This window comes from Micromonospora globispora, from assembly GCF_003857015.1.
Lineage (GTDB): Bacteria > Actinomycetota > Actinomycetes > Mycobacteriales > Micromonosporaceae > Micromonospora > Micromonospora globispora.
In genome coordinates this window covers 1-26,099 of sequence record NZ_QGGF01000500.1, presented here as the reverse complement: position 1 = coordinate 26,099, position 26,099 = coordinate 1, and the positions used below count along the sequence as shown (strand labels likewise).

At 72.7% G+C, this 26,099-nt stretch carries 20 protein-coding genes, 1 tRNA gene and 2 pseudogenes; 12 read left to right on the top strand and 11 right to left on the bottom strand.

Features of this window, described 5'->3' with window-relative positions; genetic code table 11:
- Both DKL51_RS26940 and DKL51_RS35880 read left to right on the top strand, forming a co-directional pair.
- Positions 1–513: hypothetical protein (locus DKL51_RS26940; RefSeq protein ID WP_311768086.1), on the top strand; the 513-nt coding region annotated here is incomplete at its 5' end.
- A 91-nt stretch (positions 514–604) separates the two neighbouring features.
- Positions 605–844: pseudogene (locus tag DKL51_RS35880) on the top strand (DUF6244 family protein); the annotation flags it as partial.
- A 166-nt stretch (positions 845–1,010) separates the two neighbouring features.
- Here DKL51_RS35880 and DKL51_RS26930 read toward each other — a convergent pair.
- The gene (locus DKL51_RS26930) at positions 1,011–2,036 is read right to left on the bottom strand and encodes an ice-binding family protein (RefSeq protein WP_109965599.1); all 1,026 of its coding nucleotides are present in this window, start codon (positions 2,034–2,036) and stop codon (positions 1,011–1,013) included.
- Positions 2,037–2,299: 263 nt separating this feature from the next.
- Entirely contained in the window at positions 2,300–3,766 is a 1,467-nt protein-coding gene (locus DKL51_RS26925) for an MFS transporter (RefSeq protein WP_109965604.1), read from the bottom strand.
- A 214-nt stretch (positions 3,767–3,980) separates the two neighbouring features.
- Between DKL51_RS26925 and DKL51_RS26920 the strand changes: the two genes are divergently transcribed.
- The 3 genes from DKL51_RS26920 to DKL51_RS26910 all read left to right on the top strand — a co-directional run bounded on the left by DKL51_RS26920 (position 3,981) and on the right by DKL51_RS26910 (position 5,672).
- Positions 3,981–4,556, top strand: a complete 576-nt coding sequence (locus DKL51_RS26920) for a TetR/AcrR family transcriptional regulator (protein ID WP_185734927.1) — start codon at positions 3,981–3,983, stop codon at positions 4,554–4,556.
- A 166-nt stretch (positions 4,557–4,722) separates the two neighbouring features.
- A complete protein-coding gene (locus DKL51_RS26915; RefSeq protein WP_109943411.1) occupies positions 4,723–5,490 on the top strand; it encodes a helix-turn-helix domain-containing protein in 768 nt (255 codons plus the stop codon).
- A complete protein-coding gene (locus DKL51_RS26910; protein ID WP_109943410.1) occupies positions 5,481–5,672 on the top strand; it encodes a DUF397 domain-containing protein in 192 nt (63 codons plus the stop codon). The genes DKL51_RS26915 and DKL51_RS26910 overlap by 10 nt, the downstream gene beginning before the upstream one ends.
- 28 nt (positions 5,673–5,700) lie before the next feature.
- Here the strand turns inward: DKL51_RS26910 and DKL51_RS26905 are convergent, their stop codons facing one another.
- Complete coding sequence (locus DKL51_RS26905; RefSeq protein ID WP_123809715.1) at positions 5,701–7,038, bottom strand: pentapeptide repeat-containing protein; 1,338 nt, start codon at positions 7,036–7,038, stop codon at positions 5,701–5,703.
- A 228-nt stretch (positions 7,039–7,266) separates the two neighbouring features.
- Between DKL51_RS26905 and DKL51_RS26900 the strand changes: the two genes are divergently transcribed.
- Positions 7,267–8,100 carry a lipase family alpha/beta hydrolase gene (locus DKL51_RS26900; RefSeq protein WP_109943408.1) on the top strand — a complete coding sequence of 278 codons (834 nt, stop codon included), beginning with the start codon at positions 7,267–7,269 and terminating at the stop codon, positions 8,098–8,100.
- Between the two features lie 55 nt (positions 8,101–8,155).
- On the opposite strand, the gene DKL51_RS26895 is transcribed toward DKL51_RS26900, so the two are convergent.
- Both DKL51_RS26895 and DKL51_RS26890 read right to left on the bottom strand, forming a co-directional pair.
- Positions 8,156–9,028: an aldo/keto reductase gene (locus DKL51_RS26895; RefSeq protein WP_109943407.1), complete on the bottom strand. Its 873-nt coding sequence runs from the start codon at positions 9,026–9,028 to the stop codon at positions 8,156–8,158.
- A gap of 99 nt (positions 9,029–9,127) precedes the next feature.
- Entirely contained in the window at positions 9,128–14,932 is a 5,805-nt protein-coding gene (locus tag DKL51_RS26890; protein WP_124812628.1) for a PAS domain S-box protein, read from the bottom strand.
- Positions 14,933–15,161: 229 nt separating this feature from the next.
- Between DKL51_RS26890 and DKL51_RS26885 the strand changes: the two genes are divergently transcribed.
- The 4 genes from DKL51_RS26885 (at position 15,162) to DKL51_RS26870 (ending at position 18,713) form a co-directional block, all read left to right on the top strand.
- Complete coding sequence (locus DKL51_RS26885) at positions 15,162–15,527, top strand: YciI family protein (RefSeq protein WP_109943405.1); 366 nt, start codon at positions 15,162–15,164, stop codon at positions 15,525–15,527.
- 306 nt (positions 15,528–15,833) lie between these two features.
- A complete protein-coding gene (gene pyk / locus DKL51_RS26880) occupies positions 15,834–17,282 on the top strand; it encodes a pyruvate kinase (RefSeq protein ID WP_109943404.1) in 1,449 nt (482 codons plus the stop codon).
- A complete protein-coding gene (locus tag DKL51_RS26875; protein ID WP_109964425.1) occupies positions 17,279–18,163 on the top strand; it encodes an acyl-CoA thioesterase in 885 nt (294 codons plus the stop codon). Before pyk ends, DKL51_RS26875 begins: the two co-directional genes overlap by 4 nt.
- A 79-nt stretch (positions 18,164–18,242) precedes the next feature.
- Positions 18,243–18,713, top strand: a complete 471-nt coding sequence (locus DKL51_RS26870) for an RrF2 family transcriptional regulator (RefSeq protein WP_109943402.1) — start codon at positions 18,243–18,245, stop codon at positions 18,711–18,713.
- Positions 18,714–18,994: 281 nt separating this feature from the next.
- On the opposite strand, the pseudogene DKL51_RS26860 reads toward DKL51_RS26870, so the two are convergent.
- From DKL51_RS26860 to DKL51_RS26845, 4 genes and pseudogenes are all read right to left on the bottom strand, one after another.
- Positions 18,995–19,576 (bottom strand): annotated as a pseudogene (locus DKL51_RS26860) (sulfite exporter TauE/SafE family protein); the annotation flags it as partial.
- A gap of 348 nt (positions 19,577–19,924) precedes the next feature.
- The gene (locus DKL51_RS26855; protein ID WP_243420575.1) at positions 19,925–21,358 is read right to left on the bottom strand and encodes a pyridoxal-dependent decarboxylase; all 1,434 of its coding nucleotides are present in this window, start codon (positions 21,356–21,358) and stop codon (positions 19,925–19,927) included.
- Between the two features lie 241 nt (positions 21,359–21,599).
- Positions 21,600–22,610, bottom strand: coding sequence for an LLM class flavin-dependent oxidoreductase (locus DKL51_RS26850; RefSeq protein WP_185734926.1), 1,011 nt, complete (start codon positions 22,608–22,610; stop codon positions 21,600–21,602).
- 46 nt (positions 22,611–22,656) lie between these two features.
- Positions 22,657–23,136, bottom strand: coding sequence for an Lrp/AsnC family transcriptional regulator (locus DKL51_RS26845; protein ID WP_109945408.1), 480 nt, complete (start codon positions 23,134–23,136; stop codon positions 22,657–22,659).
- 83 nt (positions 23,137–23,219) lie between these two features.
- On the opposite strand from DKL51_RS26845, the gene DKL51_RS26840 reads away from it, so the two are divergent.
- A complete protein-coding gene (locus tag DKL51_RS26840; protein ID WP_109964753.1) occupies positions 23,220–24,395 on the top strand; it encodes a trans-sulfuration enzyme family protein in 1,176 nt (391 codons plus the stop codon).
- Between the two features lie 5 nt (positions 24,396–24,400).
- On the opposite strand, the gene DKL51_RS26835 is transcribed toward DKL51_RS26840, so the two are convergent.
- Positions 24,401–25,150 carry a terminase gpP N-terminus-related DNA-binding protein gene (locus DKL51_RS26835; RefSeq protein ID WP_109964751.1) on the bottom strand — a complete coding sequence of 250 codons (750 nt, stop codon included), beginning with the start codon at positions 25,148–25,150 and terminating at the stop codon, positions 24,401–24,403.
- Between the two features lie 32 nt (positions 25,151–25,182).
- Positions 25,183–25,258: transfer RNA gene (locus tag DKL51_RS26830), tRNA-Leu, on the bottom strand.
- 95 nt (positions 25,259–25,353) lie between these two features.
- On the opposite strand from DKL51_RS26830, the gene DKL51_RS26825 reads away from it, so the two are divergent.
- Positions 25,354–25,974, top strand: a complete 621-nt coding sequence (locus tag DKL51_RS26825) for an ANTAR domain-containing response regulator (RefSeq protein WP_043969321.1) — start codon at positions 25,354–25,356, stop codon at positions 25,972–25,974.
- Positions 25,975–26,099: the final 125 nt, after the last annotated feature.

The window sequence follows — 26,099 nt, the reverse complement described above, 5'->3', positions numbered from 1 at the left end:
CCCCCGCTCCGTCAAGGCCCTCGCCCACCGGGGCGGCCGGGGGTCGGGGCGTACCCGGAAGGGGTTTCGCTGCCCGCGCTCCGGTCGGCGGAGGTGGACCCGGCGGCGGAGCTGGACGCGGCCCGGCAGCTCGCCGACGAGGCGAACCGGCACGGCCGGCAGGCGGAGGCGCTGGCTCAGCATCCCGCGCTGCTGCCGACCTGGTCCCCGCTGGCCCGAGCGCTTGCCGTCTACACGGTGTGCGCGCTCGCCGGGTCGGTGCTGATGCTGGTCATGGTGGTCGCCTCCGGCCTGGAACTGGTCGGGCTCGGCGTGCTGTACGCGTCGATGTGCGCCGGCCTCCCGGTGGCGTCCTTCGTGGCCGGATACCTGGTGCTCGGCCGGTGGGGGCGGCCACTGATCGGTCCTGCTGCTCAGACCTCGCGGTTCGTCCCGATGGGCTTCGTGATCTGCGCCCTGCTGATGCCGTTCGTCTACTGCGCCTACCTGCTGATGTTCCGCGTCCTGCGCTGAGCATCCGCGAGGCGGGTCCGGGGCGCTCGCGGCGGGCGCGGCGATCTCCTAGGGTCGGGGGTGGACCGACCGCTCGGGCAGGGGAGGGCGCGTGAGCGCTGCGCAGATCATCGCGAGGCTGGCGGCGGCGGCCCAGAAGCTGGACGAGGCGAAGGCCAAGACGGCTGCCGCCGCCCAGGACGCGGCCGAGGCGCGGGCGCTCGTCGCCGGGGCCCTGGAAGGGGTGGCCGCCGGGCCGCTGATCGGGGTCATCGACGCCTACCGGCAGGCGCTGGGGCAGGCCGCGCAGGGCGGCGAGCCGGCGAAGCAGCACGTCCAGGAGACCATCGCGAAGGTCCAGCGCTGGGCAGCTGAGACTGTCCTGGTCCCGGGCGCGACGGGAGCGGCGTCGTCGCGCGACGCCGCTCCCGTGAGACCGACCGGTCTTCGACCGCCCCGGTGCAGCCGCGTGCTACGGGATCACGCACGGCCGGAGGGGTGGCCGGAAAGACCTTCCGCTACGACCGGCCCGGAGCCTGCCCCCGATCCGACAGGCCGGGCGGCACCTCCCGCTCCCGCAGGCCCGGTGGCACCTCCCGCTCCCGCAGCCCGGGCGGGGTCACCGGTGGTGCCGCCGGCCCCGGGGCCGTGGTCTCGGGCGCGGTGGTCTCCGGCGCGGTGGTCTCCGGCGCGACCGATTCCGGTGTTGTCGGGCTCGGGGTCGTCGGGGTGGGCGCCGGCGCGGTCGGGCTCTCCGTCTGCGACGGCGTCGGGCTCACCGGGGTTGCCGGGGCGGTTGGACCCGCGCACTCGGATCGGCTGACCGCGTTGGTGTCCAAGGTGACGCCACCGTCCCGGCTGAGGGTGCCGCCCTGCTCGACCTTCGCCGCGGATTGCAGCGTGATGTCGTTGACGGCCATGATCCGGCCGAGGAAGGACGTGTTGGTACCCAGGGTGGCGGAGTCGCCCACCGTCCAGGCGACGCCGCACGCCGGCGTCGGCGAATTGACCACCCGGACGATGCTGTTCTGCGAGGTGGTCAGCTTGGCGCCCAGTTGGAAGATGAAGACGGCGCTGGAACTGCCCTGGGCGTCCAGGGTGAGCGTCCCGTCCAGGGTGGCGGTCTCCTGGGCCTTGTACACGCCGGGCGTGAGCGTTTGTCCGCCGAGCTGAGGACCGATGGTCCGGCTGGCGGTTCGTCCGGCGGCATCGTCGTACGCGGCCGTCAGATCGGTCTGCGCCTGCTGTGCCGCGGCGTCACCGGCGTGGCGCTGCCCGTTGATGGTTCCCGGTGGGAATCCGGACACCTTCGTGCCCGGGTGCACCCCCACGTCGCCGTTGATGACGGAGTTTCCGGTGTTGGTGACGGCATCGTCGGCGAGCACCGCGTAGGAGGTGGCCGTGGCCAGGTCGACCGGGGCCTCCTCCGCCCTGGCGGCGGAGAGTGCGGGGGCCAGGCCGGCGAGGACCAGGCTCGACCCGATGAAGGCCGACCGGACAAGGCGAAGCCCCCCGCCGGCAGCACGTGCGAAGTCTCTAGTCATGGCTGGTATCCGTTCGCTGTGACGGTGGTGGCAACGCGAAACGGCGGTTTCGCGGCGGCCGGCCCGCGCCTACCGCCTCCCCGCCGACCTCCGGCGCAAACCTGCCGCCACGGGCGAACCCTTGTGCTGCCAACGGGGCCGTGCCGCACAGACCTGCTCTCCCTCCGGCCCTGGCAGGCACCGGGGCAGGGCCCCGGGCTGGCCGAACACGGGAGCGCCGCGGCCCCACCCTCTGGTCCAGGGCAGGGCCGCGGCTCGCCCGCTCAGCGTCCGGCGGCGACCGGGACGAGTTCGGGTGCCTCCGACCGCTCCGCGGCAACCAGGGCCGAGGCCCGGCGGTGCGCCGCCGCCCGGCGGCCCGACGGGACGGCCAGGGCCGCCACCATGGCGGCGAGGGACAGCCCCGTGAGGACCAGGAAGCCCAGGGTGAAGCCGGCCTCCCGGGGCAGCCCGTTGGCCTGCGGGTGGGCGGTGATCACACCGCTCACCACCGCCGCGCCGATCGCACCGCCGACGGTCCGGATGTTGGCGTTCATCCCCGTCGCGACGCCGGTCTGCCCGGCCGGGACGTTGCGCACGATCAGATTGGCCATCGACGCGAACGCCAGCCCGATGCCGAGGCCGACGAGACCACCGGCGACACCGATCTCCCAGCGGGTGTCGTGCGCGACCGCGAGCATCGCGGAGGCGAGCAGGTTGAAGGCCGTGCCGGTGGCGAGCTGCGCCTTGGCGCTGAACCGCGACTCCAGCCGGCCGGCGAGGATGCCGGCGACGAACATGGCCACCAGCATCGGCAGCATCAGCAGCCCCGCCTGGGTGATGCTGGCGCCGAAGCCGTACCCGGCGACGGTCGGGGTCTGCACGAACTGCGGCAGGAACGCGTAGACGGAGAACATCGACGCGCCGTAGAGCAGGGCGACCAGGTTCGTTGTCCAGACCCCGGGCAGGCGCATCATCCGCATGTCGATCAGCGGGTTGGTGGAGCGGATCTCGGCGATCAGCCAGCCGGCCAGCAGCACCCCGGCGAGCGCCAGCAGGCCGAGCACCCGGCCCGAGGTCCAGCCCCAGGCCGTGCCCTTGCTGATCGGCAGCAGCAACGCCACCAGCCAGCCGGAGAGCAGGACGGTGGCCCGCCAGTCGATCCGGCCGGGACTGCGGACCGGCGACTCGGGTACGAACAGGTGCGCGGCGAGGGCGGTGAGCCCGACGACGACCATCGGGATCCAGAAGAGCCAGCGGTAGTCGAGCGTGGCGACGATCGGGCCGGCCAGCACGACGCCCAGGCCACCGCCGGCGGCGACGATGGCGGAGATGGCGCCGACGGCCGAGGTCACCCGGGCGGCGGGGAACTCGTCGCGGATGATGCCGAAGGAGAGGGGGAAGACGGCGCCGCCGATGCCCTGGACGACGCGGGCGGCGATGAGCACGCCGATGCTGGGTGCGACGGCGGCCAGCAGGCAGCCGAGCGCGAGCGCGGCGAGCGAGACGACCAGCATGCGCCCCTTGCCGACCATGTCGCCGACCCGACCGAGGATCGGCGTGAAGATCGACGCGGAGAGCAGGTACGCGGTGAGCACCCAGGTCACCGTGTTCTGTGAGGTGTGCAGGTCGTGCTGGATGGTCGGCAGCACCGGGGTGATCAGCGACTGGAGCATCGCGAAGAACCCGGCGCCGGCCGAGAGGACGGAGAAGGTCAGCCGACGCGAGCCGCGCCGGAGCGTGAGTGCCACGAAAGGGCCTCCCGTGATCGCTTCGGAAGAGAAGGTGACGACCGGGAGGTCTCCGGTCGTCGGGTTGGATCCGGCCACCTCACGCTCGGTTGGATCCGAGCGGGGACCGGGTAAGCTTTCCGGAGGCACGGCTCCGGAACTATCCGGAGGGGTGCCTCCACAAAACTAGCGGAGGGTTGCCTCCGGATGCAAGCGAGGAGGGGTGACGCGCGTCATGACCAGCGTTGGCGTGCCCGAGGTCTTCGCACGCCGGCCCAAACGGGCCGATGCCCGGCGTAACTACGAGGCGTTGGTCGCGGCGGCCCGGGAGGCGTTCGGCGAGCGCGGGACGTCGGCTTCCCTGGAGGAGATCGCCAGGCGGGCCCAGGTCGGCATCGGCACCCTCTACCGGCACTTCCCGACCCGCCAGGAACTGCTCGAAGCGGTGTACGTCGACGAGGTGGAGGCGCTCTGCCGCTCCGCCGCCGAACTGGCGGACCTGCCCCCGTGGGACGCCTTCGTCGCCTGGATCAACCGGTTCGTCGCCTACGTCGCCACCAAGCGGGCGCTCGCCGAGGAACTGGTCGACTCGGAGGTCTTCCGGGGCTGCCGGACGGCCATCTACGCCGCCGGCGAGCCGATGCTGCGCCGGGCGCAGGAGGCCGGCGTGGCCCGCCCGGACGCCACGTTCGACGACGTGTTGCGGCTGCTCAGCGGCATCACCGCCGCCCAGTTCACCGAGCCGGGGCAGCGGGAACGGGTACTCGGCTTCGCCCTCGACGGCCTGCGCCAACCGACCGCCGCCCGCTGACGCCGGCGTCCGGCCGGCGTTTGCCGGGAGCCAGGTGCTGACGCGGACCATCCGGCTCGGCTCCCATCTCCCGTCCTGTGTGGACATATCTCGGGTGAGTCGCCGGACAGGCACAACCCGTAGCGGTATCGTCGGCGCGATATTCGGACATCCGACCGGAGGGGTCGTGAACGACGCGTTGCGGGCGGCGCTCAACCAGACCGGCTACACGTGCGAAGCGCTGGCGGAGCGGGTGGGCGTCGACCCGAAGACGGTCGGGCGCTGGCTCAGCGAGGGCCGCATCCCGCACGCCCGGCACCGGGTGGCGGCGGCCGGCCTGCTCGGACGGGACGTGGCCGAGATCTGGCCCGACGCGGTGAGACGCCGGGAGCCGGTGTGGTTCCGACCCTGGCAGGAGATCGAGCGCGAGGCGGTCTCGCTGCGGTCGTTCCAGTCGATGGTTCTGCCGGGGCTGCTCCAGACCGAGGGGTACGCCCGCGCCGTGCTGACCGGGGCTGGTGTGCTCCCGCGGGGCGACGTCGAGCGGCATCTGGCGGCCCGGCTCGCCCGTCAGGACATTCTCAGGCGCGCGGACCCACCGCAGTTCACCGCCGTGATCGACGAGGCCGTCCTCCGCCGACCCGTCGGCGGCCGGGCCACCATGCGCGAGCAGCTGTCCGCGCTGGTCGCCGCGTGCGCCGAGCCGCAGGTCCGGCTGCACGTGGTGCCGTCCTCGGTCGGCGCCTACGCCGGCCTGAACGGCCCGTTCGTGATCGCCACCTGCCCCGACCACCGCCTCGCCGGCTATCTCGACAACCAGCTCCAGGGACAAGTGGTTAGCGACACCGAGGACATCGCGGCCATGATGGCAGCGTGGGAGAACGTCCGAGGCGAGGCGCTGTCCCACTGGCAGTCGGTCGACCTCATCAGGGAAGTGGCGGAGACATGGAGCTGATCGGCGCGCAGTGGCGCAAGAGCAGCCGCAGCAGCGGCAACGGCGGCGACTGCGTCGAGGTGGCCGACAACCTGCCCGGTGTGGTCGGGGTCCGGGACTCGAAGGACCCGGCCGGGCCGGCCCTGACCTTCACCCCGGCGGCCTGGCGCGCGTTCGTCACCCGGGTGGCGGAGAAAGCCTGACCACCCATCAGGCCGGACGGTTCGGCGGTCAGCGGTCGGCGAGCCTCAGCCTGCCCCGGTCCTCCACGACGTTCGTTGGCCAGACGTGCGTCCCGGACGACGTCACGGCCGCCTGGTCGAACAGGGGTTGGCGGGCGAACGTGGCGTCGGCGAAGCTGGTCGGCCCGTGGAAGCCGGCCCGGCCGAAGCTGGCAGCGCCCTCGAAGCGTCCCCCCTCGAACCAGGCATCCCCACGGAACTGGGTCCAGCGGAACAGCGCCATGTCCGCGAACCGTGCCCGGCGAAAGCCCGCGTATTCGTCGAAGGTGGCGTGCTCGATGGAGAGCCCGCCCAGGAAGACCGCCTCGCGAAAGGTGGCGCTGCCCGTGAAGTGGGCCCGGTCGAAGCTGCTCGGCTGCCGTAGCGTGGCACCGCGGAACGACAGCTCAGCGAAGCTCGCCCCGCGGCAGGACAGCTCGCCGCCCAGGTCGGCCCGGTCGAAACTCACCCGGCCGGTGAACCGGGCGCCGTCCAGCACGAGGTCCGCGTCGCCGGTCAGGTCGTCGAACACGGCGTCCTCGAACTCGGCCGCGAGCCGCAGCCGTCCGCGCACGACTGCCCTGGCGAAGCTGGTGGCACCGGTGCAGACCGCCCCGGTGAGGTCGAGGTCCACGAGGGTGCAGCCGCTGGCGTCGAAGGCGTCAAGCCGGGCACCGGTCAGATCCAGGTCGACCCCGGGCCACCAGGTGTCGTGGTCGGCGCGCAGGTGCCGCGTGAGCATCCGCTGCGCGGTGCGGCGTACCTCCGTCTCGCGGGCGTCGTCGGGCGCCGGCATCCGAAGGTACGCGCAGAGCACCGCCACGATCGTGGAGCGCTGCCCGGGGTTGTCCTGGCCGAGCCGTTCCAGGGCGTGCAGGCCGCCGAGGCGGACCGCCGGGTTGTCGCTGCCGACCAGCTCGATGGCCCGGACGTACAGCTCGGTCAGCCGGCGCTCGGCCGCGTCGTGTTCGGCGGACGCGGCCTGCCGGTCCTGGTGTCGCTGGGCGGCCTCGGCGACCGCCTCGGCATGAGCCTGCACGCGGTCCCGGTGGGCCTGTTCGCGGGCGGCTACGGCCTCCTGGTGCCGCTGCCCCCGCTCGTTTATCCATTGACGACGCGCGGCGAACAGCAGCGCAAGGCCGCCGCCGGTGCCGGCGACCACGGTGAGCCCGGTGCGGATGGCGTCGACGCGAAGCGTCGCCCGGGTGTCGGCCTGAGCGGCCCGGTCGGCCTCGGCGAGCAACCAGTCCAGCACCAGCCAGCCGACCAGAACCGCGACCAGCAGCCCGAGCAGCGCCAGCCACCATGGCATCACCCGTAGCGGCTTCTCGCGAGGTGGGGCGGACACGTCCCACAGCATGCCATCCGACCGCCCATGGTGGAGTCCACTGCTCTATCTCCAAAGTGGATCGATATCCGATAGGCCGGTATGTGCTTCTGGTGGTACATCGGGTTACCAGCGCGTAACTTTTCATTGACGAGCGTGAAATCGATCACGCATCATCGTCTCCACGATCGATCGGATCCCCCACCCGTCCCCCCGGCTCTCCGGGTGCCTCCCTCGGAGGTGCAGCCCATGCTGCTCCGAACGATCCTTGCCGCCCTCACCGCGACCGCCGCCCTGCTCGTCCCCGCCACCGCCGCCGCGGCGGCTCCGGCAACCGACAGCACCGCCGCACCCGGCAGCGCCACCGCAACCGACAGCACCGCCGCAAGCACCGGCACCGCCGAAGCGCTAGCCGTCGCCGCCGACGCCAACCCGGTCATCGTCGTCGGCGGGCTGATCGGCATCTCCATCGCGTACGAACCGATCGCCGCCCGGCTGCGCGCCGACGGCTTCCGCGTCTCGATCTACCAGCTCCCCGGCCTCGGCTTCGGCGACATCCGGGAATCCGCCCGTGCCCTCGCGTCCTACGTGGACCAGATCCGCGCCGCCACCGGGGCCGCCAAGGTGGACCTGGTGACCCACTCCGAGGGCGGCCTGGTCTCCCGCTGGTACGTCAAATTCCTCGGCGGCACCAGCAAGGTCGACCACTACATCAGCCTCGGCAGCCCCCAGCAGGGCACCTACGTCGCCAACATTCTCCAGTTCGTCGGGCTGGGCAGCTGCGCCGGCATCGTCGCCTGCCAGCAGATGTCCATCGGGTCGGACTTCCTCACCGGCCTCAACGGCGGCGACGACACCCCCGGGGCGGTGCGCTGGACCACCGTCCGGACCTGGCAGGACGAACTGGTCCGGCCGGTCGGCAACGCCGCCCTCGCCGACGGCGCGACCAACGTGCTGATCCAGTCGTGGTGCCCGCTGCGGGTGGTCGGCCACCTGGGCCTCGTCCTCGACGGCACCACCTACACCGTGGTCCGCCAGGCGCTCACCGACGCGGCGATCCGCCCGAACTGCTTCGCCCTGTAGCGCAGCACGAAACGGCCGGCCACCCCGCGGGGTGGCCGGCCATCGGGCGGGCAGGTCAGGCGGCCTTGGCGAGGGCCTCGAACTCGTCGTCGGTGAGTTGCACCTCGGCCGCGGCGACGTTCTCCTCCAGGTGCGCCACCGAGGACGTACCGGGGATGGGGAGCATGACCGGCGACCGGCGCAACAGCCAGGCCAGCGCAAGCTGCGCGGGCGTGGCGCCGTGCTCGGTGGAGATCGCGTCCAGCGGCCCGCCCGGCTTCGCCAGATTGCCGGTCGCGATCGGGAACCACGGGATGAACGCCAGGTCGTTGCGCTCGCAGTGGTCGAGCACGTCCTCCGCGCTGCGGTCGGCGAGGTTGTAGAGGTTCTGCACCGAGACGATCGGGGTGATCTTGCGGGCCGCCTCGATCTGCTCCACGGTCACCTCCGACAGCCCGATGTGCCGGACCTTGCCCTCCTGCTTCAGCAGCGCCAGCTCACCGAGCTGGTCCTCGAGCGGCACCTTGGCGTCGATCCGGTGCAACTGGTACAGCGGAATGCTGTCCAGGCCCAGGTGGCGCAGGCTCAGCTCGCACTGCTGGCGCAGGTACTCCGGCCGGCCGACCGGCCGCCAGTCGCCCGGGCCGGAACGGGTCAGCCCGGCCTTCGTCGCGATGACCAGGTCCTCCGGGTACGGGTGCAGCGCCTCCTTGATCAGCATCTCGCTGACGAAGGGCCCGTACGAGTCGGCGGTGTCGATGAACGTCACGCCCAGCTCGTACGCCCGGCGCAGCACCCGGACCGCCTCGGCGGGGTCCTTCGGATCGCCCCAGACCCCCGGCCCGGTGATCTGCATCGCCCCGTAGCCGAGCCGGTCGACCTGGAGGTCACCGCCGATCCGGTACGTCCCGGACGCCTTCGCGGGCTGCTTGCCGGCCTCGATCGTCATGAGCGATCCCCAATCCTGTCCGTCGTCGTCGAACGCCTGGTGTTCTTCCCGGGAAACGGCCGCCTCAACGTTACGGGTCGGATTGTGGTTGGGGACACGTCAGCCGAGGTGCCGGACCACCACCAGCGCCTGGTCGTCCTCGGAGCCGGAGAGATCGGCCAGCAGGGTGTCCGCGATCGCCTCCACCGGCCGGTCCCGCACCGCGACGAGCGCCCGGTGCAGCGCCGCCACCCCCTCGTCGTACGGCCGGTCGCGCCGTTCCACCAGCCCGTCCGTGTACGCCACCAGCAGGTCACCCGGCCGGAACGGCACCGTGCTGACCGTCATCGGCCGGTCGACCATGCCCATCGGCATCGCGTTGACGGTGCGCACGGCCTCCGGGTCCCCGTCCCGGCGCAGCAGCACCGGATGCGGATGCCCGGCCCGGGCCACCTGCGCCTCGCCGGCCACCGGGTCGACCACCATCACCAGGCAGGTGCCGAGGAACCCGACGCCGAGCAACTCGGTCAGCCGCAGGAAGACCTCCTCCAGCGGCACCCCAAGCCGGATCAGCGTGTTGAGCATGGTCCGCAGCTGGGCCATGTCCGCGGCCGCCTCCACCCGGTGCCCGACCACGTCGCCCACCACCACCGCGACCCGGTCGCCGTCCAGCCGGACCAGGTCGTACCAGTCACCGCCCAGGTGCAGGCCGCTCATCGCCGGCTGGTAGCGGGTGGCGATCTCCAGGCCGCTCGGGGTGGTCAGCGCCGAGCTGCGCAGCCGCCCCGCCAGCCGGGTCACCAGGTTGTGCTCGGCGGCCGCCAGCCGGACCCGCTCCAGGGTCTGCTCGCACAGGTCCGCGATGGTGTCCAGCAGTGCCAGGTCACCCTCGCGCAGCGGTCGTTCCCGCAACCAGCCGAAGCCGAGCGAGGCGATCGGCCGGCGCTGCGCGTCGAACAACGGCAGCGCCACCGTGGTCACCAGGCCGTGCGCGCCGACCGGGTCCGGCAGCCCCGGGAACCGGGCGGCGAACTCCGCCCGGTTGCGCAGGATGATGCGTTCCCCGGTGCGCAGCGCCCGGGCGATCGGCCGCGGATCGTCGAAGGTCAGATCCCGGAAGGTGGCGGCGAGAGTGCCGGGGACCTCGTTGTACCAGAGGCGGACCCGCCGGCCCTCGTCCTGGATCGCCAGCCCCGGGAGCACCGCCCCGAGGGCGACCGGCGCGGCGCTGAGGATCACGTCGATCGCCTCCGGCGTGGACCGGGCCACGCTCAGCCGGGCCGCGAAGTCCGCCATCGCCTGCGCCGACCGGGTCAGCTCGGCCCGCTGCAACGCCTGGCTGCACAGCCCGGCCACCGCGTCGAGCAGGTTGCGCAGCGCCTCGTCGTCGGCGACCGGCAGGGACCAGCGCACCTCCAGCGCCCCGAGCGCACCACCGTCGCCGTACCGCAGCGGCACGCAGATGCCGGTCGTGCCGCCCTGGTCGGCGCCGAGCGGCAGCACGTCGTTCTCGCGTACCGCCCGGGCCAGCGGCTCGTCCGCGTCCACCGGCAGTTGACCGGCCGGGGCGTCCCCGCCGACCACCTCCAGCCGCGTCGCGCCCGGCTCGACGATCCCCACCCGCAGGGCGGCGGCGTCGACCACCGCGAGGCCGACCGAGGTGATCACCTCGACGATCGCCCCGTGCCCCCGGGCCGAGCTGAGCGCCCCGGCCAGCCGGGCGAGGCCCTCCGCCTGGCGCAGCGTCCGCTGCCGGTCGCTGATGTCACGGGCCACGGTCGCCACGAACGCCGTGCTGTCCCGTCCGTCCCCGGTGGTCACGGTGAAGGTCTGGTGGTCGACGTCGAGCTGCTCGCCGGTGTCGAGGCGGACCAGCCGGCTCTCCGCCCGGTGGTGGCCCTCCCGCAGCGCGGTCGGGATCAGCTCCCGCCGCCACACCTCGCGGGCGTCCGGCGCGGCGAAGTCCACCAGCCCCAACCCGTCCACGCGGTCCGCCGCACCGAGGCCGACCAGCTCCCGGCCGGCCGGGTTGACGTAGACCGCCCGACCGTCCGGGGTGGCCACCGCGATGAAGTCGCCGGAGCGTTCCACCAGGGCCTGGAAGAGCCGCAGCTCCGCCTGGGCGGCCCGCTCCGCGCTGAGATCCGTCGCGTACGCCAGCCAGCGCAGCGGCTGCCGTTCCAACGCCACCACGCCGATCTGCACCGGGACCAGGTGCCCGTCGGCGTGCCGGTACTCCTTGTCGTACGCCCGGGCGCGGCCGGTGCCGCCCAGCTCCACCAGGGCCCGCTTGTCGGCCTCCTCCCAGCCCGGGGGAGTGAGGTCCGGCCAGGTGAGGCGGCCCTGCGCCACATCCTCGGCGGTGTAGCCGAGCATGGCGAGGAACGCCTCGTTCGCCTCGGTGATCCGCTCGTCCTTGCCACCGAAGACGGCGAGCACGTCCGTGGCGGCCAGCCGCTCGTAGCGGGCCCGCTCGGCACCGAGCGCCTCCAGCAGCCGGGTCCGTTCGGTGACGTCGACGATGGCGAAGCCCAGCCCGACCAGCTCGTCGGTGTCGGCGATCCGGATCGGGAAGTAGTTCGCCACCAGGTTGCGGCGCCGCGCCTCCGGTGTCCCCTCCGGTTCGCTGAACTCGACGCCGATGATCGGACCCTCGACCAGTGCCCGGCGCATCAGCTCCTCGATCCGCTCACCGTGCACCGGGAAGAGTTCCCCCGGCCGCCGGCCCAGGTGCTCCTCGGCGGGCAGCCGGTTCATCGCGGCCAGCGCCGGGTTGACCTGGACGTACCGCAGCTCCGTGTCGACCAGCCCGAAGCCGACCGGCGCGCTGTCCAGCAGGGATCGACTGATCGCGGCGGTCCGCCGCTGGTCGGCCCGCGCGGCCGCCTCGGCCCGCCAGGCACGCTCCCGTTCGGTCGCCTCGCGTACCGCGTCGCGCAGTCCCTCGGTGACCGCGTCCTGCCGGCGTACCGCCTCCAGCCGGCGCAGCGCCTGGCTGCCGGCGGCGGTGAGCAACCCGCCGAGCAGCCGTTCGTCGGCGCGGACCGCCCGCGGCTCGGCGAACGCCACCCAGACCGTCCACTCACGGGTCAGCGTGCTCAGCCGCCCGCCGACGCCCGGTACCTCGTCCTCCGGCCCGTCGCCCCGCTCCGGCCGGGTCAGCCGCGCTGCCACCTCGGCGTCGAGGTCCTCGACGGACACCGGGCCGGCGGCGGTGTGCACCCGCGGCGGACCGGCCCCGTCCCGGCGGGCCAGGTAAGCCGTGCCGGCGAAGGCCTGCCCGAGCGCGTCCGCGGTCAGGGCCAGCACCTCGTCCTCGCCGTTCAGCTCGGACAGCCGGTCGGCCAGCGCCGCCGCGGCCCGGTGCCGCTGCGCCACGGCGTGCTCGCCGGTCACGTCCCGGGCGGTACCGACCAGCAGGGTCCGGTCCCGCTCCGGGTCGAACACCTCGGTGGCCGAGACCGACACCCAGAACAGCCGCCCGTCCCGGTGCTGGAACGCCACCTCCCACGCCCCGGTGTGCTCGTCGAGCAGATGCACCAGGGCCCGGTCGAGCTGCGCCCGCTCCTCGGGATGGCTCGCCGGGTCCGGCCACCACGGGTACGGCGGACGGAACGGTGCATCCGCCTGACCGAAGCCGGTCAGCCGCTCGAACGTCTCGTCGACCTCGAAGATCACGCCGTTCTCGTCGGCGAGCCACACGCCGTCGGTGATCGATTCGACCACCTGCGCCGCCCACTCGCCCCGGCGCAGCCGCGACCGGGCCCGGTCCAGGTTGGACCGCACCCGGGCCAGCAGCTCGCTCGCCGAGAAGGGCTTGACCAGGTAGTCGTCCGCGCCGGCGGCGAGTCCCTCCGCCGCCGCCTCCGGGCCGGCCCGGGCGGAGAGCAGCACCACCGGCAGATGCGACGTCGCCGGCTCGGCGCGGAGCGCGGCGAGCAGACCGAAGCCGTCCAGGCGCGGCATCATCACGTCGGCCAGCACGAGGTCGGGCGGGTCCGCGACGATCGCCGCCAGCGCGGCTTGGCCGTCCACCGCGGTGCGCACCTGAAAGTGCGGGGCGAGCAGTTCGGTGACGTAGGCGCGAAGGTCCGCGTTGTCATCGACCAGCAGGACGCGGGGTGCGCCGGCTGGTCCCCTCACCTCGTCCGGTGCGGCCGGCGCGCTCAGCTCGGCGGCGAGCGCCGCCGCCGCGGTCGAGGGCCGGGCGGTCCCGGCCGCCGCCGCGTCGACCCCGCAGCCGTACGGGATGCGGACGGTGAACGTGGACCCCTCGCCCTCGACGCTGGTCACCTCGACGTCGCCGCCGTGCAGCGTGACCAGTTCCCGGACCAGGGCCAGTCCGATGCCGGTGCCCTCGACCGACCGGCCGGCCGGACCGACCACCCGCTGGAAGCGCTGGAAGAGCTTGGGGAGCTGGTCGGCCGGAATGCCCACCCCGGTGTCGGAGACGGTGAGCCGGAACCCCGCGTCGCCGGCGTCGGTGAGCCGGAGCCGGATGGTCCCGGCCAGCGTGGCCTTCAACGCGTTGGCGAGCAGGTTGAGGACGACCTTCTCCCACATCGCCCGGTCCAGGTACGCCGGGCGGGGCAGCCGGGCGCAGTCCACCTCGAACGCGATCCCGGCCCGCTCGATGGCGGGCGCGAACGACGCGGCCAGCTCCCGGGTGAACCGGGACACGTCCACGGCGACCCGTTCCGGCACCAGCCGGCCCGCCTCGATCCGGGTGAAGTCCAGGACGCTGTCCACCAGCCGGCGCAGCCGGGCGGCGTTGCGGTCGACCAGTTCCAGCCGCCGGCGCAGCGCTTCGGACAGCGGCTGCGTCCCGTCGTCGAGGGCGTCGCGGACCGGCCCGGCGATCAGCGTCAGCGGGGTGCGCAGCTCGTGGCTGACGTTGGCGAAGAAGGCGGACTTCGCCGCGTCCAGCTCGGCCAGCGCCTCGGCCCGCCGGTGCTCCGCCTGGTACGCCCGGGCGCCGGCCAGCGCGGTCCCGATGTGCCCGGCCAGCAGGTCCACGAAGGAGCGGTAGCCGGCGTCGACCGGGCGGCGCGGGTTCAGTCCCGCGACCAGCACCGCCGTGGGGGCGGTGCCACCGGGCTCCGGCACCGGCACCACGGCGACCATCGGGGTGCCCGGTCGGTCCGGGTCGTCGGCCGGGTCGAGCGGAAGCAGCCGTACCTCGCCGGACTTCAGGACTTCGGTCAGCGGCCAGGACTCCTCGGCACCCGGCGTGGCCTCGGTCTCGCTGCCGGCGACCAGCCGCAGCCCGTCCTCCTCGGCCAGGTAGAGCCGCACGAACGGCACCGTCGGGCTGCCGGCGAGGGCCTTGACCGTACGGCGGCCCACCTCGTCCGGCTCGGGCACGTCGACCAGCGCGGCGGTGAGGGTGGTGAGCAGGCGCAGCCGGCGGTCGCTGATCACCCGTTCGGTCGTCTCGGTGACCACCGTGAACACCCCGCCCGGCGCGCCCGACTCGTCGATGATCGGGCTGTACGAGAAGGTGAAGTAGACCTCCTCGACGAAGCCGTTCCGGTCGAGCAGGAGCAGCTGGTCCTGGTTCCAGGTGGCGCCCCGCCCGGCGAGCACGTCGGTCAGCATCGGGCCGATGACGTCCCAGATCTCCGGCCACACCGCCACCGCGGGGCGACCCAGCGCGTTCCGTTTCGACGCGCCCAGGATCGGCCGGAAGGCGTCGTTGTAGAGCATCACCAGTTCGTCGCCCCAGAGCAGCAGCATCGGGAAGCGCGAGTGCAGGCAGATGGTGAGTGCGGTGCGCAGGCTCTGCGGCCAGGACTCGATCGGGCCGAGCGGGGTGGCGGACCAGTCGTGGGCGGCGATCGCCGCGCCCATCTCTCCGCCGGTGGCAAAGATGTCCTGCCACCGGGAGCCGTCCGGCGGGGTGCCGGCGGACGGGGTGTCGCTCACCCTGGGACCTCCGCTCGGCAGCTCGGGATTGTCACCATTACGCGGAAACGTACCAGCGCCGGAGGGCGACGGCGTTTATTGATCTTGCCGGTTGGCGTTCGGCGCGGACGAAGCACCCAGTACGTCCGGAACCGGGCCGCCACCCGGGCAGTTGCGCCGAGCGGCCGCTCACGTGGGCCGCCGCGTGGGACGCTGAGCGCGGGTCGGACGTACGTCGGGAGGGGGCGTCATGGCCGGAACGCCGCAGGTCGACTTCGCGCTCGACACGTACGAGTGCATCGTGCTCTACCCGGGGCCGTCCGGCCGGGCCCTGCCGGACGAGACCGTGCAGCGGCTGCAGGGCGAGCACCAGCAGCACATGCAGGCCCTGCAGCGGCGCGGCATCATCCTGGTCAACGGCTCCGTGGACGGCCCGGCGCGCGAGCCGGACCCGCCGATCGGCTTCGGTTTGGCCCGTACCGGGTCGGTGGACGACGTGCGCAGCGTGATGGAGGCCGACCCGGCCGTGCAGGCCGGGCTCTACCGGGTGGACGTGCTGACCTTCCTCTGCCCGGCCGGCTCGCTGGAGTTCCCGCTCGCCACGACGCAGACCTGAGCGCGTTGTAGCGCGGCCGGTCCACCCGCTCGGCGCCCAGCCGCACCCGGCGTCGACCTCGGCCGCCTGCCCTCCGCGCTGTCCGTTGGTGAGCGTTCGGCGCCGCCCGGAGCTCTCGGGAGCACCCCGGCGGGGATGAGGCCGGGCGGTACGATTTCCGCCGCGCGGTCGCCGATGCCCGCCACACACGACGTTCCGGTGCGGTTCCGTCCGTCCGCTGCGCGGGAAATCGCGCGTCATTGGACAGATGTTCCGCAGTCCGAAAGGGGTCGGCCGGCAGGTCGACCCGGAGGAGAGACTAGCCTGATGGGCGTGACACGCCGCGCGAAGATCGTCTGCACTCTCGGCCCCGCCACCTCGTCTCCGGAGCGCATCCGGGGCCTCGTCGAGGCGGGCATGAACGTGGCGAGGCTCAACTTCAGCCACGGCAGCCACGAAGACCACGAGTCGGTCTACCGGCTGGTCCGTGAGGCGGCCGACGCGGCCGGCCGTCCCGTCGCCGTCCTGGCCGACCTGCAGGGCCCGAAGATCCGGCTCGGCAAGTTCGCCGACGGCCCGCACGAGTGGCGCACCGGGGACTCTGTGGTGATCACCGGCGACGACATCCTCGGCACCAAGGACCGGGTCTCCTGCACCTACCGCAAGCTGCCGCAGGAGGTGAAGCCCGGCGACCGGCTGCTGATCGACGACGGTCGGGTCGCGGTCGAAGTCAGCGACGTCACCGGCAACGACATCCGCTGCCTGGTCACCGAGGGCGGTCCGGTCTCCAACAACAAGGGCGTCTCGCTGCCCAACGTGGCGGTCAGCGTCCCGGCCATGTCCGAGAAGGACGCCGCCGACCTGCGGTTCGCCCTCGGCCTGGGCGTCGACCTGATCGCGCTCTCCTTCGTCCGCTCCGCCGACGACATCAAGCTCGTGCACGGCATCATGGACGAGGAGGCCGTCCGCCGCCCGGTGCTGGCCAAGGTCGAGAAGCCCGAGGCGGTGGACCACCTGGAGGCGATCGTGCTCGCCTTCGACGGCGTCATGGTGGCCCGCGGCGACCTGGGCGTCGAGCTCCCGCTGGACCAGGTGCCGCTGGTGCAGAAGCGCGCCGTGCAGCTCTGCCGGGAGAACGCCAAGCCGGTCATCGTGGCCACCCAGATGCTCGACTCCATGATCGAGAATTCCCGTCCGACCCGCGCCGAGGCGTCCGACGTGGCCAACGCGGTGCTCGACGGCGCGGACGCGGTGATGCTCTCCGGCGAGACCAGCGTCGGCAAGTACCCGGTGCTGACCGTCAGCACCATGGCGAAGATCATCCAGACCACCGAGGCCGGTTCGATCGGCGTCCCCCGGCTCCAGCACGACCCGCGTACGCACGGCGGTGCTCTCACCATCGCCGCCTCCTCCACCGCGCGGGCCATCGGCGCGAAGGCCCTCGTCGCCTTCTCGCAGACCGGTGACACCGTCAAGCGGCTCGCCCGGTTGCACTGCGACCTGCCGCTGCTGGCCTTCACCCCGGTGCCCGAGGTGCGCAACCAGCTCGCCCTCTCCTGGGGCGTGGAGACGTTCCTCATGCCGTTCGTCGAGCACACCGACGACATGTTCCGCCAGGTCGACCAGGCGCTGCTCGGCCTCAACCGGGCCAACCCCGGCGACTACGTGGTGATCGTCGCCGGCAGCCCGCCCGGCACCCCCGGCTCCACCAACACGCTGCGGGTCCACCAGCTCGGCTCGCTCGTCGACGCCGCCTCCGCGCGGGCCCTGCAGTGAGCGAGAGTCCGGTGGCCAGCGGCCAGGCCGCGGTCGATCAGCTCCTCGAGGTGCTGGACCTCGAACACACCGGCGAGATGACCTTCCGGGGGATGAGCCCCCCGGTGGGGCCGCAGCGGGTGTACGGCGGCCAGGTCGCCGGCCAGGCCCTGGTCGCCGCCGGGCGCACCGTGGAGCCGGAGCGTTTCGTGCACTCCCTGCACGGCTACTTCGTCCGCCCCGGTGACCCCGTCGAGCCGATCGAGTACCAGGTGGAGAACGTCCGCGACGGCCGCTCCTTCTCGGTACGCCGCTCGGTGGCGCTCCAGCACGACAAGCCGATCTTCTTCATGTCGGCGTCCTTCCAGCGGCAGGAGGAGGGGCTGGACCACCACGCGCCGGCCCCCGCCGGCGTGCCCGGTCCCGACGAGGTCCCGACGATGACCGACCGGCTCTCCCGGTACCCGGAGCGGCTCGGCATCTGGGGTCAGATCCCGCGCCCGATCGACGTCCGCTACATCGGCGAGCCCGGCTGGGTACGCCCCGGTGACCGCCCCGCCGAGCCGCACCAGCGGGTCTGGATGCGGATCGACGGCAAGCTGCCCGACGATCCGCTGCTGCACGCCTGCGCCCTGGCGTACGCCTCCGACCTGACGCTGCTCGACTCGGTGCTGTCGGTGCACGGCGAGGTCTGGGGCCCCGGTGGGGTGGTCGGCGCGAGCCTCGACCACGCCCTGTGGTTCCACCGGTCCTTCCGGGCCGACGAGTGGTTCCTCTACGACTGCTGGAGCCCGTCCGCCTCCGGTGCGCGGGGCCTGGCCACTGGCCGGATGTTCACCACCGACGGGCGGCACATCGCCACCGCCGTGCAGGAGGGGCTGCTGCGCCGCGTCGGTGCCTGACCGACCGGTCAGCCGAGCCGTGGCCGATCGGCCGAGGGTCGGCTGCCTGGCCGGGTGACCAGGCGACTAGCCTTGCGGCATGCGTCTCTCCGCCCGGGTCGACTACGCCCTCCGCGCGGTCGCCGAGCTGGCCTCGGTCGCCGACGGCTCGGCGACCGGGCGGAGCCGACCGGTCACCGCCGAGCAGATCGCCCGGGCCCAGGAGATCCCGCCGAAGTTCCTGGAGAGCATCCTGCTCCAGCTGCGCCGGGGTGGCATCGTGCACGCCCAGCGTGGCCCCGAGGGTGGGTACTGGCTGGCCCGGCCGGCCACGGAGATCTCCCTCGCCGAGGTGATCCGGGTGATCGACGGCCCGCTGGCGAACGTCCGCGGGCAGCGACCGGAACAGCTCGGCTATCACGGCGCCGCGCGGGCCCTGCAGGACGTCTGGATCGCGCTGCGCGCCAGCGAGCGGGAGATCCTGGAGCTGGTCACCATCGCCGACGTGGCCAGCGGCGCGCTCCCCGGACGGGTCAGCGAGCTGGCCGCCGACCCGAGCGCCTGGATCTGATCCCCCGACTCCGGCCCACCGGCCCCGCCCCGCTCACGTGGGCCGGACCGGTGGTGCCGCGGGCCGGGCGGCGCATCCCACCAACCGGATTGACGACTTGACCGCAGCGCGCCTGTGCCGCATTGTCGACCAAGTCGATAGGAGATGCCGAAAAGTCAGGGGGCGCTCGTGCGCAAGCTGCTGATCCTCGCTCTGGTGGGGCTCGCCGCACAGCTGGTCGACGGTGCGCTCGGCATGGCGTACGGGTTGACCTCCTCGACGCTGCTGCTGTTCGCCGGGGTGGCGCCGAGCAGCTGTGCCGGAACGATCCGGACCAGCCAGGCGGCGATCGGCGCGGCGACCAGGCCACCGACGAGCAGCGCCAGCACGGTCGGCAGGAGGAAGCCCTCCGAGCCGAGGCCGATCAGGAAGCCGGCGCTCGCCGCACCGGCGACCACGAACTCGGCGGTGTCGACCGAGCCGATCACCTTGCGCGGCTCCATCCGGCCGGAGACCAGCAGCGCCGGCGTGGCGACCGGCCCCCACCCCCCACCGCCGGTGGCGTCGATGAAGCCGGCGACCAGGCCGAGCGGGCTGAGGAAACGGCCCCGCAGCCGCCCGCCGCCCGTGTTGGCGCGCAGCGGCCGGGAGAAGCGGACCAGCAGGTACGCGCCGAGGGTGAACAGGATCGCCGCCATCCACGGTGCGGCCGACTCGGTGGAGATGGAGCTGAGGAAGCTGGCCCCGGCGAACGCGCCGATCGCCCCCGGCACCGCGATCCGGCCGACCACCCGCCAGTCGACGTTGCCGAACCGCCAGTGCGCCACCCCGGCGGCGAGCGTGGTGCCGATCTCGGCCAGGTGCACCGACGCGGACGCGGCGGCGGTCGGAGGCTGAACCGCTCCGGGTTCGCCCAGCCCGCGGCGCTCGGGTCGGATGATGTCGTCCCCGGTGGCTACCCGTCGTTGGTGTCGCGCTCTGTCACCTCACCCACGGTCACGAAGGTTCCCAACCCGGTCCCGCCGGGTTGACCCTTTGCTCTGCTTCAACCACCGCAACACCCGGTCGACCAGCGGCGTCGTCATCCGCTGCCGGCGCCGCCGGGCGAATCCCGTGACCGTCGGTCACTGTTGCCTCCGCTGCAGCAGAGCAAAGGAAGCGTGCAAGGACCCGACGGCCACGGCGGCGGTCACCGACCGTGAGGCGGTCGATGGCCGCCGCTCGTTTCGGCCCTACGCGGCCAGCAGGTCCTCCGCCGCCGCGGTCAGCAGGTTCCACGCCTCGTCGACGTGCTGCTCGGTGGTCCGCGGGGAGCCGACCGCCAACCGCAGCGTGTACCGGCCCTCGATCCGGGTGTGCGTCAGGTGCACCCGCCCGGTGTCGTTGACCCGGCGCAGCAGGTCCGCGCTCGCCTCGTCGCCCGCCCGCAGCCGGAAACAAACCAGCGAGAACGGGTGCGGCGCGGTCAGCTCGAACCGGTCGTCGGCCGCCACCCGGTCGGCGAACCGTCCGGCGAGCGCCACGCCGGAGCGGATGTGTGCCCGCAGTCCCTCCACGCCGTACCAGCGCAGGACGAACCAGAGCTTCAGGGCCCGGAAACGCCGGCCCAGGGGTATCTGCCAGTCCCGATAGTCGATCACCGCGCCGGTCTCGGTCGCCGCGTTGCGCAGGTACTCGGGAAGCACGGTCAGCGCCTCGATCAGCTCGCCCCGGTCGGCCACCCAGAACGCGTCGCAGTCGAAGCCGGTGAGCAGCCACTTGTGCGGGTCGAAGCAGTACGAATCGGCGAGTTCCAGGCCGGCGTGCGACCAGCGCAGCTCCGGGCAGACCGCCGCCGCACCCGCGTACGCGGCGTCGACGTGCAGCCAGACGCCGTACTCGGCGCAGATCGCGCCGATCTCCGGCAGCGGGTCGATCGCCGTGGTGGACGTCGTCCCGATCGTGGCCACCACGATCGCCGGCACCACCCCGGCGGCCAGGTCCGCCTCGATCGAGGCCCGCAGTGCCTCCGGTCGCATCGCCTGCGTCCGCGGGTCCACCTCGATCGGACGGACCCCGTCGGTGCCGAGGCCGGCGATCCGGGCGGCCTTCTCGATGGAGGAGTGGCCCTGGGTGGACGTGTACGCCCGGTAGCGACGGTCGATCCCGTCCTCGCGCCAGCGGCCTTTGCTGGCCCGGTGCAGTGCCCCGAGCGTGGCGACCAGCGTCGCCGAGGACGCCGAATCCTGGATCACCCCGCCACCGCGGCCGGTCGAGCGGAACCGCTCCGGCAGGTCGAGCAGCCCGGCCAGCCAGTCCAGCATCACCGTCTCCAGCTCGGTGCAGGCCGGGCCGGTCGCCCAGAGCATGCCCTGCACCCCGAGACCCGAGCTGACCAAATCGCCCAGGACGCTCGGGCCGGAGGTGTTCGCGGGGAAGTAGCCGAAGAAACCCGGGTGCTGCCAGTGGGTCAACCGGGGCGTGATCAGGCTGTCCAGGTCGGCCAGGACCGCCTCGACCGGCTCGCCCTGCTCGGTCGGACCGGCGGGCAGCGCCGCGGCCACCGTCCCGGGCGGGTCCTGCGAGGTCACCGGACGCTGCCCGAGGGTCGTCCAGTAGTCCGCGATCCAGTCCACCACCGCGTGCCCGGCGCGACGGAACTCGTCCGGGTCCATGTGCTCAGCCATGCGTTGAGTCGATCAGGTGCGGCGGGCGCGGATCAAGTAGGCCGGGCGGTTGGGCAGGGAAAACGGTGCCTCGAAACGGCAGGCACCGGGCCACCAACCGCGGAATCCGCACAGTTGGCGACCCGGTGCACCACACCGCGGCACTCCCGACCCGTCCCGACCGGGAGTGCCGTACCACCACCGGTCACCAAGTTACGAGTCTTCCGCGACGGCCCGGTGACGTGGGTATGAAGAGCGTGTTTCAGGCATTCCGCGTGAGTCCGCCGGCCACCTTCTCGGCGATCAGCCCGAACGAGCGCACCCGGTCGGCCACGTCGTACACCATCGTGGTGAGCATCAGCTCGTCCGCGCCGGTACGCGCCAGCAGGTCACCCAACTGCCGCGCGACCGTCTCCGGCGAACCGGTCGCCTGCCCCTCCCGGCGCTGCACGACGAACTCCCGCTCCAGCTCCGTGTACGGGTACGCGGCCGCCTCCTCGGGCGTGGCCAGCGGCTCGGGGCGGCCCGACCGCAGCTTGAGGAAGGACAGCCCGGCCGGCCCGGCCAGCCACTCCGCCCGCTCGTCCGTCTCCGCGCAGACCGCGTTGACCGCGACCATCGCGTACGGCTTCTCCAGCCAACGGGACGGACGGAAGTTCTGCCGGTACAGCGCCAGCGCGGGCAGGGTGTTCTGCGCGCTGAAGTGGTGCGCGAACGAGAACGGCAGCCCAAGCAGCCCAGCGAGCTGGGCGCTGAACCCGCTCGACCCGAGCAGCCAGATCGCCGGCGACTGGCCCTTGCCGGGGGTGGCCGTGATCGGGCCGGGCTCCTCGCCGCTGAAGTAGTTCATGAGATCGGCCAGCTCGCGGGGGAAGTGCTCGGCGGACAGCCCCTCCATGGTCCGGCGCAGCGCCAGCGCGGTCATCTGGTCCGTGCCGGGCGCGCGGCCGATGCCCAGGTCGATCCGGCCCGGGTGCAGCGCCTCCAGGGTGCCGAACTGCTCGGCCACCACCAGCGGCGCGTGGTTGGGCAGCATCACCCCGCCCGAGCCCAGCCGGATCGTCGAGGTGTTCGCGGCCAGGTGCGCGAGCAGCACGGCCGGCGCGGAACTCGCGATCGCCGGCATGTTGTGGTGCTCGGCCACCCAGAACCGGTGGTACCCCAGCTCCTCGGTGCGGCGGGCCAGCTCGGTGGTGTGCCGCAGCGCCTCCCCGGCGGTGGCGCCGGCGGCGACCGGAGCAAGATCAAGAACAGACAACGGTACGTCGATCACGAGAGTGATCAACCCGACCGCCGCCGGATTTGTTCCTGATGGTGCCCTAGCCCATACCGCGCGCCTGCTCGAAGATCAGGCTGGTCTGGGTGTGCTGCACCGCCGGGTCCACCGCCAGATGGTCGAGCACGAAGTCCCGCAGCGCGTCGCCGGACGCGGCCCGCACGTGCAGCACGTAGTCCTCCGCACCGGCCACATGGAACACCGAAACCACCCCGGGCAGCCGCACCGACCGCGCCCGGAACGCGTCGACCGCCGCCCGCTCGTGCGCGGCCAGCCGCACCGACACCAGCGCCTGCAACGGCAGCCCCACCGCAGCCGGGTCCACCTCCGCGTGGAAGCCTCGGATCGCCCCGCACTCGCGCAGCGCCCGGGTACGGGTGAGACAGGTGGACGGCGCGATCCCCACCCGATCGGCGAGCGCGTTGTTCGGCAGCCGGCCGTCGGCGGCCAGCTCGGTGAGGATCGCGCGGTCGATGTCGTCCAGGGCGGCGAACGGCCGCACATCATTCGGTGCAACGAGCATGGGACCATCCTTCTCCGAACTTCACGATGTCGGAAGGGGCTCCTGAAGAATCTTCTTCGCTTCTCTTGCCGATCTACCGGCTGATGTTCGACGCTTCCGCCATGACGACCGTGGACACCAGGGCCGTGCACGCCGGGCGCGAAGACCTCGCCGGTCTCGGCGTCCACGTCCCGCCGATCGACCTCTCCACCACCAACCCGCTGCCCTCGGTCGGCGACGGCGGCGACGCGTACGAGGCCCTCGCCACCGGCGGCACCCTTCCGCCCGGCGGCAGCGCCGTCTACCAGCGGCTGTGGAACCCGACCGTGGCGCGCTTCGAGACCGCCCTCGCCGAACTCGAAGGCACCGCCGAAGCCGTCGCCTTCGCCAGCGGGATGGCCGCCCTCACCGCAACCCTGCTCGCCGCCACCCGCGACGGGAAGCGTCACATCGTCGCCGTCCGCCCCCTCTACGGCGGCACCGACCACGTGCTCGCCACCGGCCTGCTCGGCACCGAGGTCACCTGGGCCCGCCCCGACCAGGTCGCCGACGCGGTCCGCCCCGACACCGCGCTGGTCGTCGTCGAGACCCCCGCCAACCCCACCCTCGACCTGGTCGACATCGCCGCGCTCGCCGCGGCCGCCGGCGACGTCCCGCTGCTGGTCGACAACACCGTCGCCACCCCGGTGGTGCAGCAGCCCGCCCGGCACGGCGCCGCGCTCGTGCTGCACAGCGCCACCAAGAGCATCGGTGGCCACGGGGACGTGCTCGCCGGCGTCGTCGCCTGCGGCGCCGAGTGGGCCACCCGACTGCGTCAGGTCCGCGCGGTCACCGGGGCGATCCTGCACCCGCTCGGCGCGTACCTGCTGCACCGCGGTCTGCAGACGCTGCCGCTGCGGGTCCGCGCCCAGCAGGCCGGCGCGGAGAAGCTCGCCGCCTGGCTCGCGGAACACCCGGCCGTCGAGCGCGTGCACCACCCCAGCGTCAGCGACCCGGCCGGGCTGGTCGGCCGGCAGATGTCCGGCACCGGCAACCTGCTCGCCTTCGAGGTACGCGGCGGCGCTCCCGCGGCGGCCGCCGTCGCCGGGGCGTGCGAGCTGATCACCCACGCGGTGTCGCTCGGCGGGGTGGACACCCTGATCCAGCACCCGGCGTCGCTGACCCACCGGCCGGTCGAGGACGACGCCAAGCCGTGCGGCGCGCTGCTGCGCCTCTCCGTCGGACTGGAGGACCCGGAGGACCTGCGCGCCGACCTGGAACGGGCGCTCGCCACGATCTGACGGGGTCAGGACTTGGGAACGACGTGCCGGTCGAGGGCGGCGACCGCCTCCCGACGGGCCACCGAGAGCGAGTTGCGTCGGTTCATCTTCCAGGCGATGCCGAGCAGGTCGAGCGCCCACTGACAGAGGCCCATGATGTCCGCGGACTCGTTGATGAACATGTAGCGCGGATAGACGTACTCCTTACCGCGCACGGTCACGCGGTTGCTGAACCGTGCCCCGTCGGAATGAAAGAGACCGCGCACAAAGTGCCCGGGCTGAGCTTCAACGATCTCGCGCTGCCAGTTGGTCAGGACGATTGCTCGCTCATGCTTCTTGCCTGGCCCATGCTGCGGGATGAGGCAGGGCCAGTGCATGCCGTAGCTTTGCACGTTGACGCAGCCCTGCTGCTGGACCCGCTGAACCTTGCTCGCCATCACCGCTCGCATGGCGTCGTCGCAGGCGTCGATGAGACCCGGCCAAGCGTTGCTGCACGAGATTCGCAGAACCGGCACTCGTGTTGAGGTGACCAGGTATCCATCGCCGAGATACAGGCCGAGCAAGTAACTGTAGGCCGGGTGGTCTGTCCGGCTTTCCCCGTCAGGGCAGCAGCGAAAGCAGCGTAGGGCCGTTGCTTGAGCGACCGGCTCAGGCCGCTCGCGGCACCATTCCCACACCGTCCGGTAGGCGAGGCCGACGGTGCGGGCGGTATCGGCGACGGTCGCCCCGGCAAGGTAGAGCTGTCGCGCTCTGGCGCGTATCTGGGGTGGGTGCACACCTTGAGTCTCGAACGCCCGTACGACACTTTTGGTGCCCCCGGTGGGATTCGAACCCACACTTTATGGATTTTGAATCCATCGTCTCTGCCATTGGACTACAGGGGCCTTCGGTTTCCCGGCCTGCACAGGTTACCCACTACGCTAAGGGCGGCGACACCCGGCACGGCGGGTGTCGGGGCTCAGACTGGTGGGAGAGGCTCGTGGCCGAGACGCAGACGGATGCCGAGCGCAGGCGGGTACTGATCGCCGAGGACGAGGCGCTCATCCGGCTGGACCTGGCTGAGATGCTGGTCGAAGAGGGCTACGAGGTGGTCGGCGAGGCCGGGGACGGCGAGACCGCTGTCCGGCTCGCCGAGGAGCTCAAGCCGGACCTGGTCATCCTCGACATCAAGATGCCGATCATGGACGGGCTGGCCGCCGCCGAGCGGATCGCCGGCGCCCGGATCGCGCCGGTGATCATCCTGACCGCGTTCAGCCAGCGGGACCTGGTGGAGCGCGCTCGGGCGGCCGGTGCGATGGCGTACCTGGTGAAGCCGTTCCAGAAGAGCGACCTGGTGCCCGCGGTGGAGATCGCCCTCTCTCGCTACTCGGAGATCGCCGCCTTGGAGGCGGAGGTGGCCGGCCTGACCGACCGGCTGGAGATCCGCAAGACCGTCGAGCGCGCGAAGGGCGCGCTGATGACCACGTACGGGATGACCGAGCCGCAGGCGTTCAAGTGGATCCAGCGCACCGCGATGGACCACCGGATGACCATGAAGGAGGTCGCCGAGCGGATCCTCGCCGAGACCGCCGGCGGAGAGGTGGCGCAGCCCGCCTCCTGATCCGCCGGCCCGCGCGGCCGGATCGCCGCGGCCGTTCGGGGGTCACCACGCGTCGCCTCCGGTCGATACGATCGCGGCCATGCGTGCTCGGCGTCCGCTGGCGGTGCTCGGCCTGATCGGCGTGC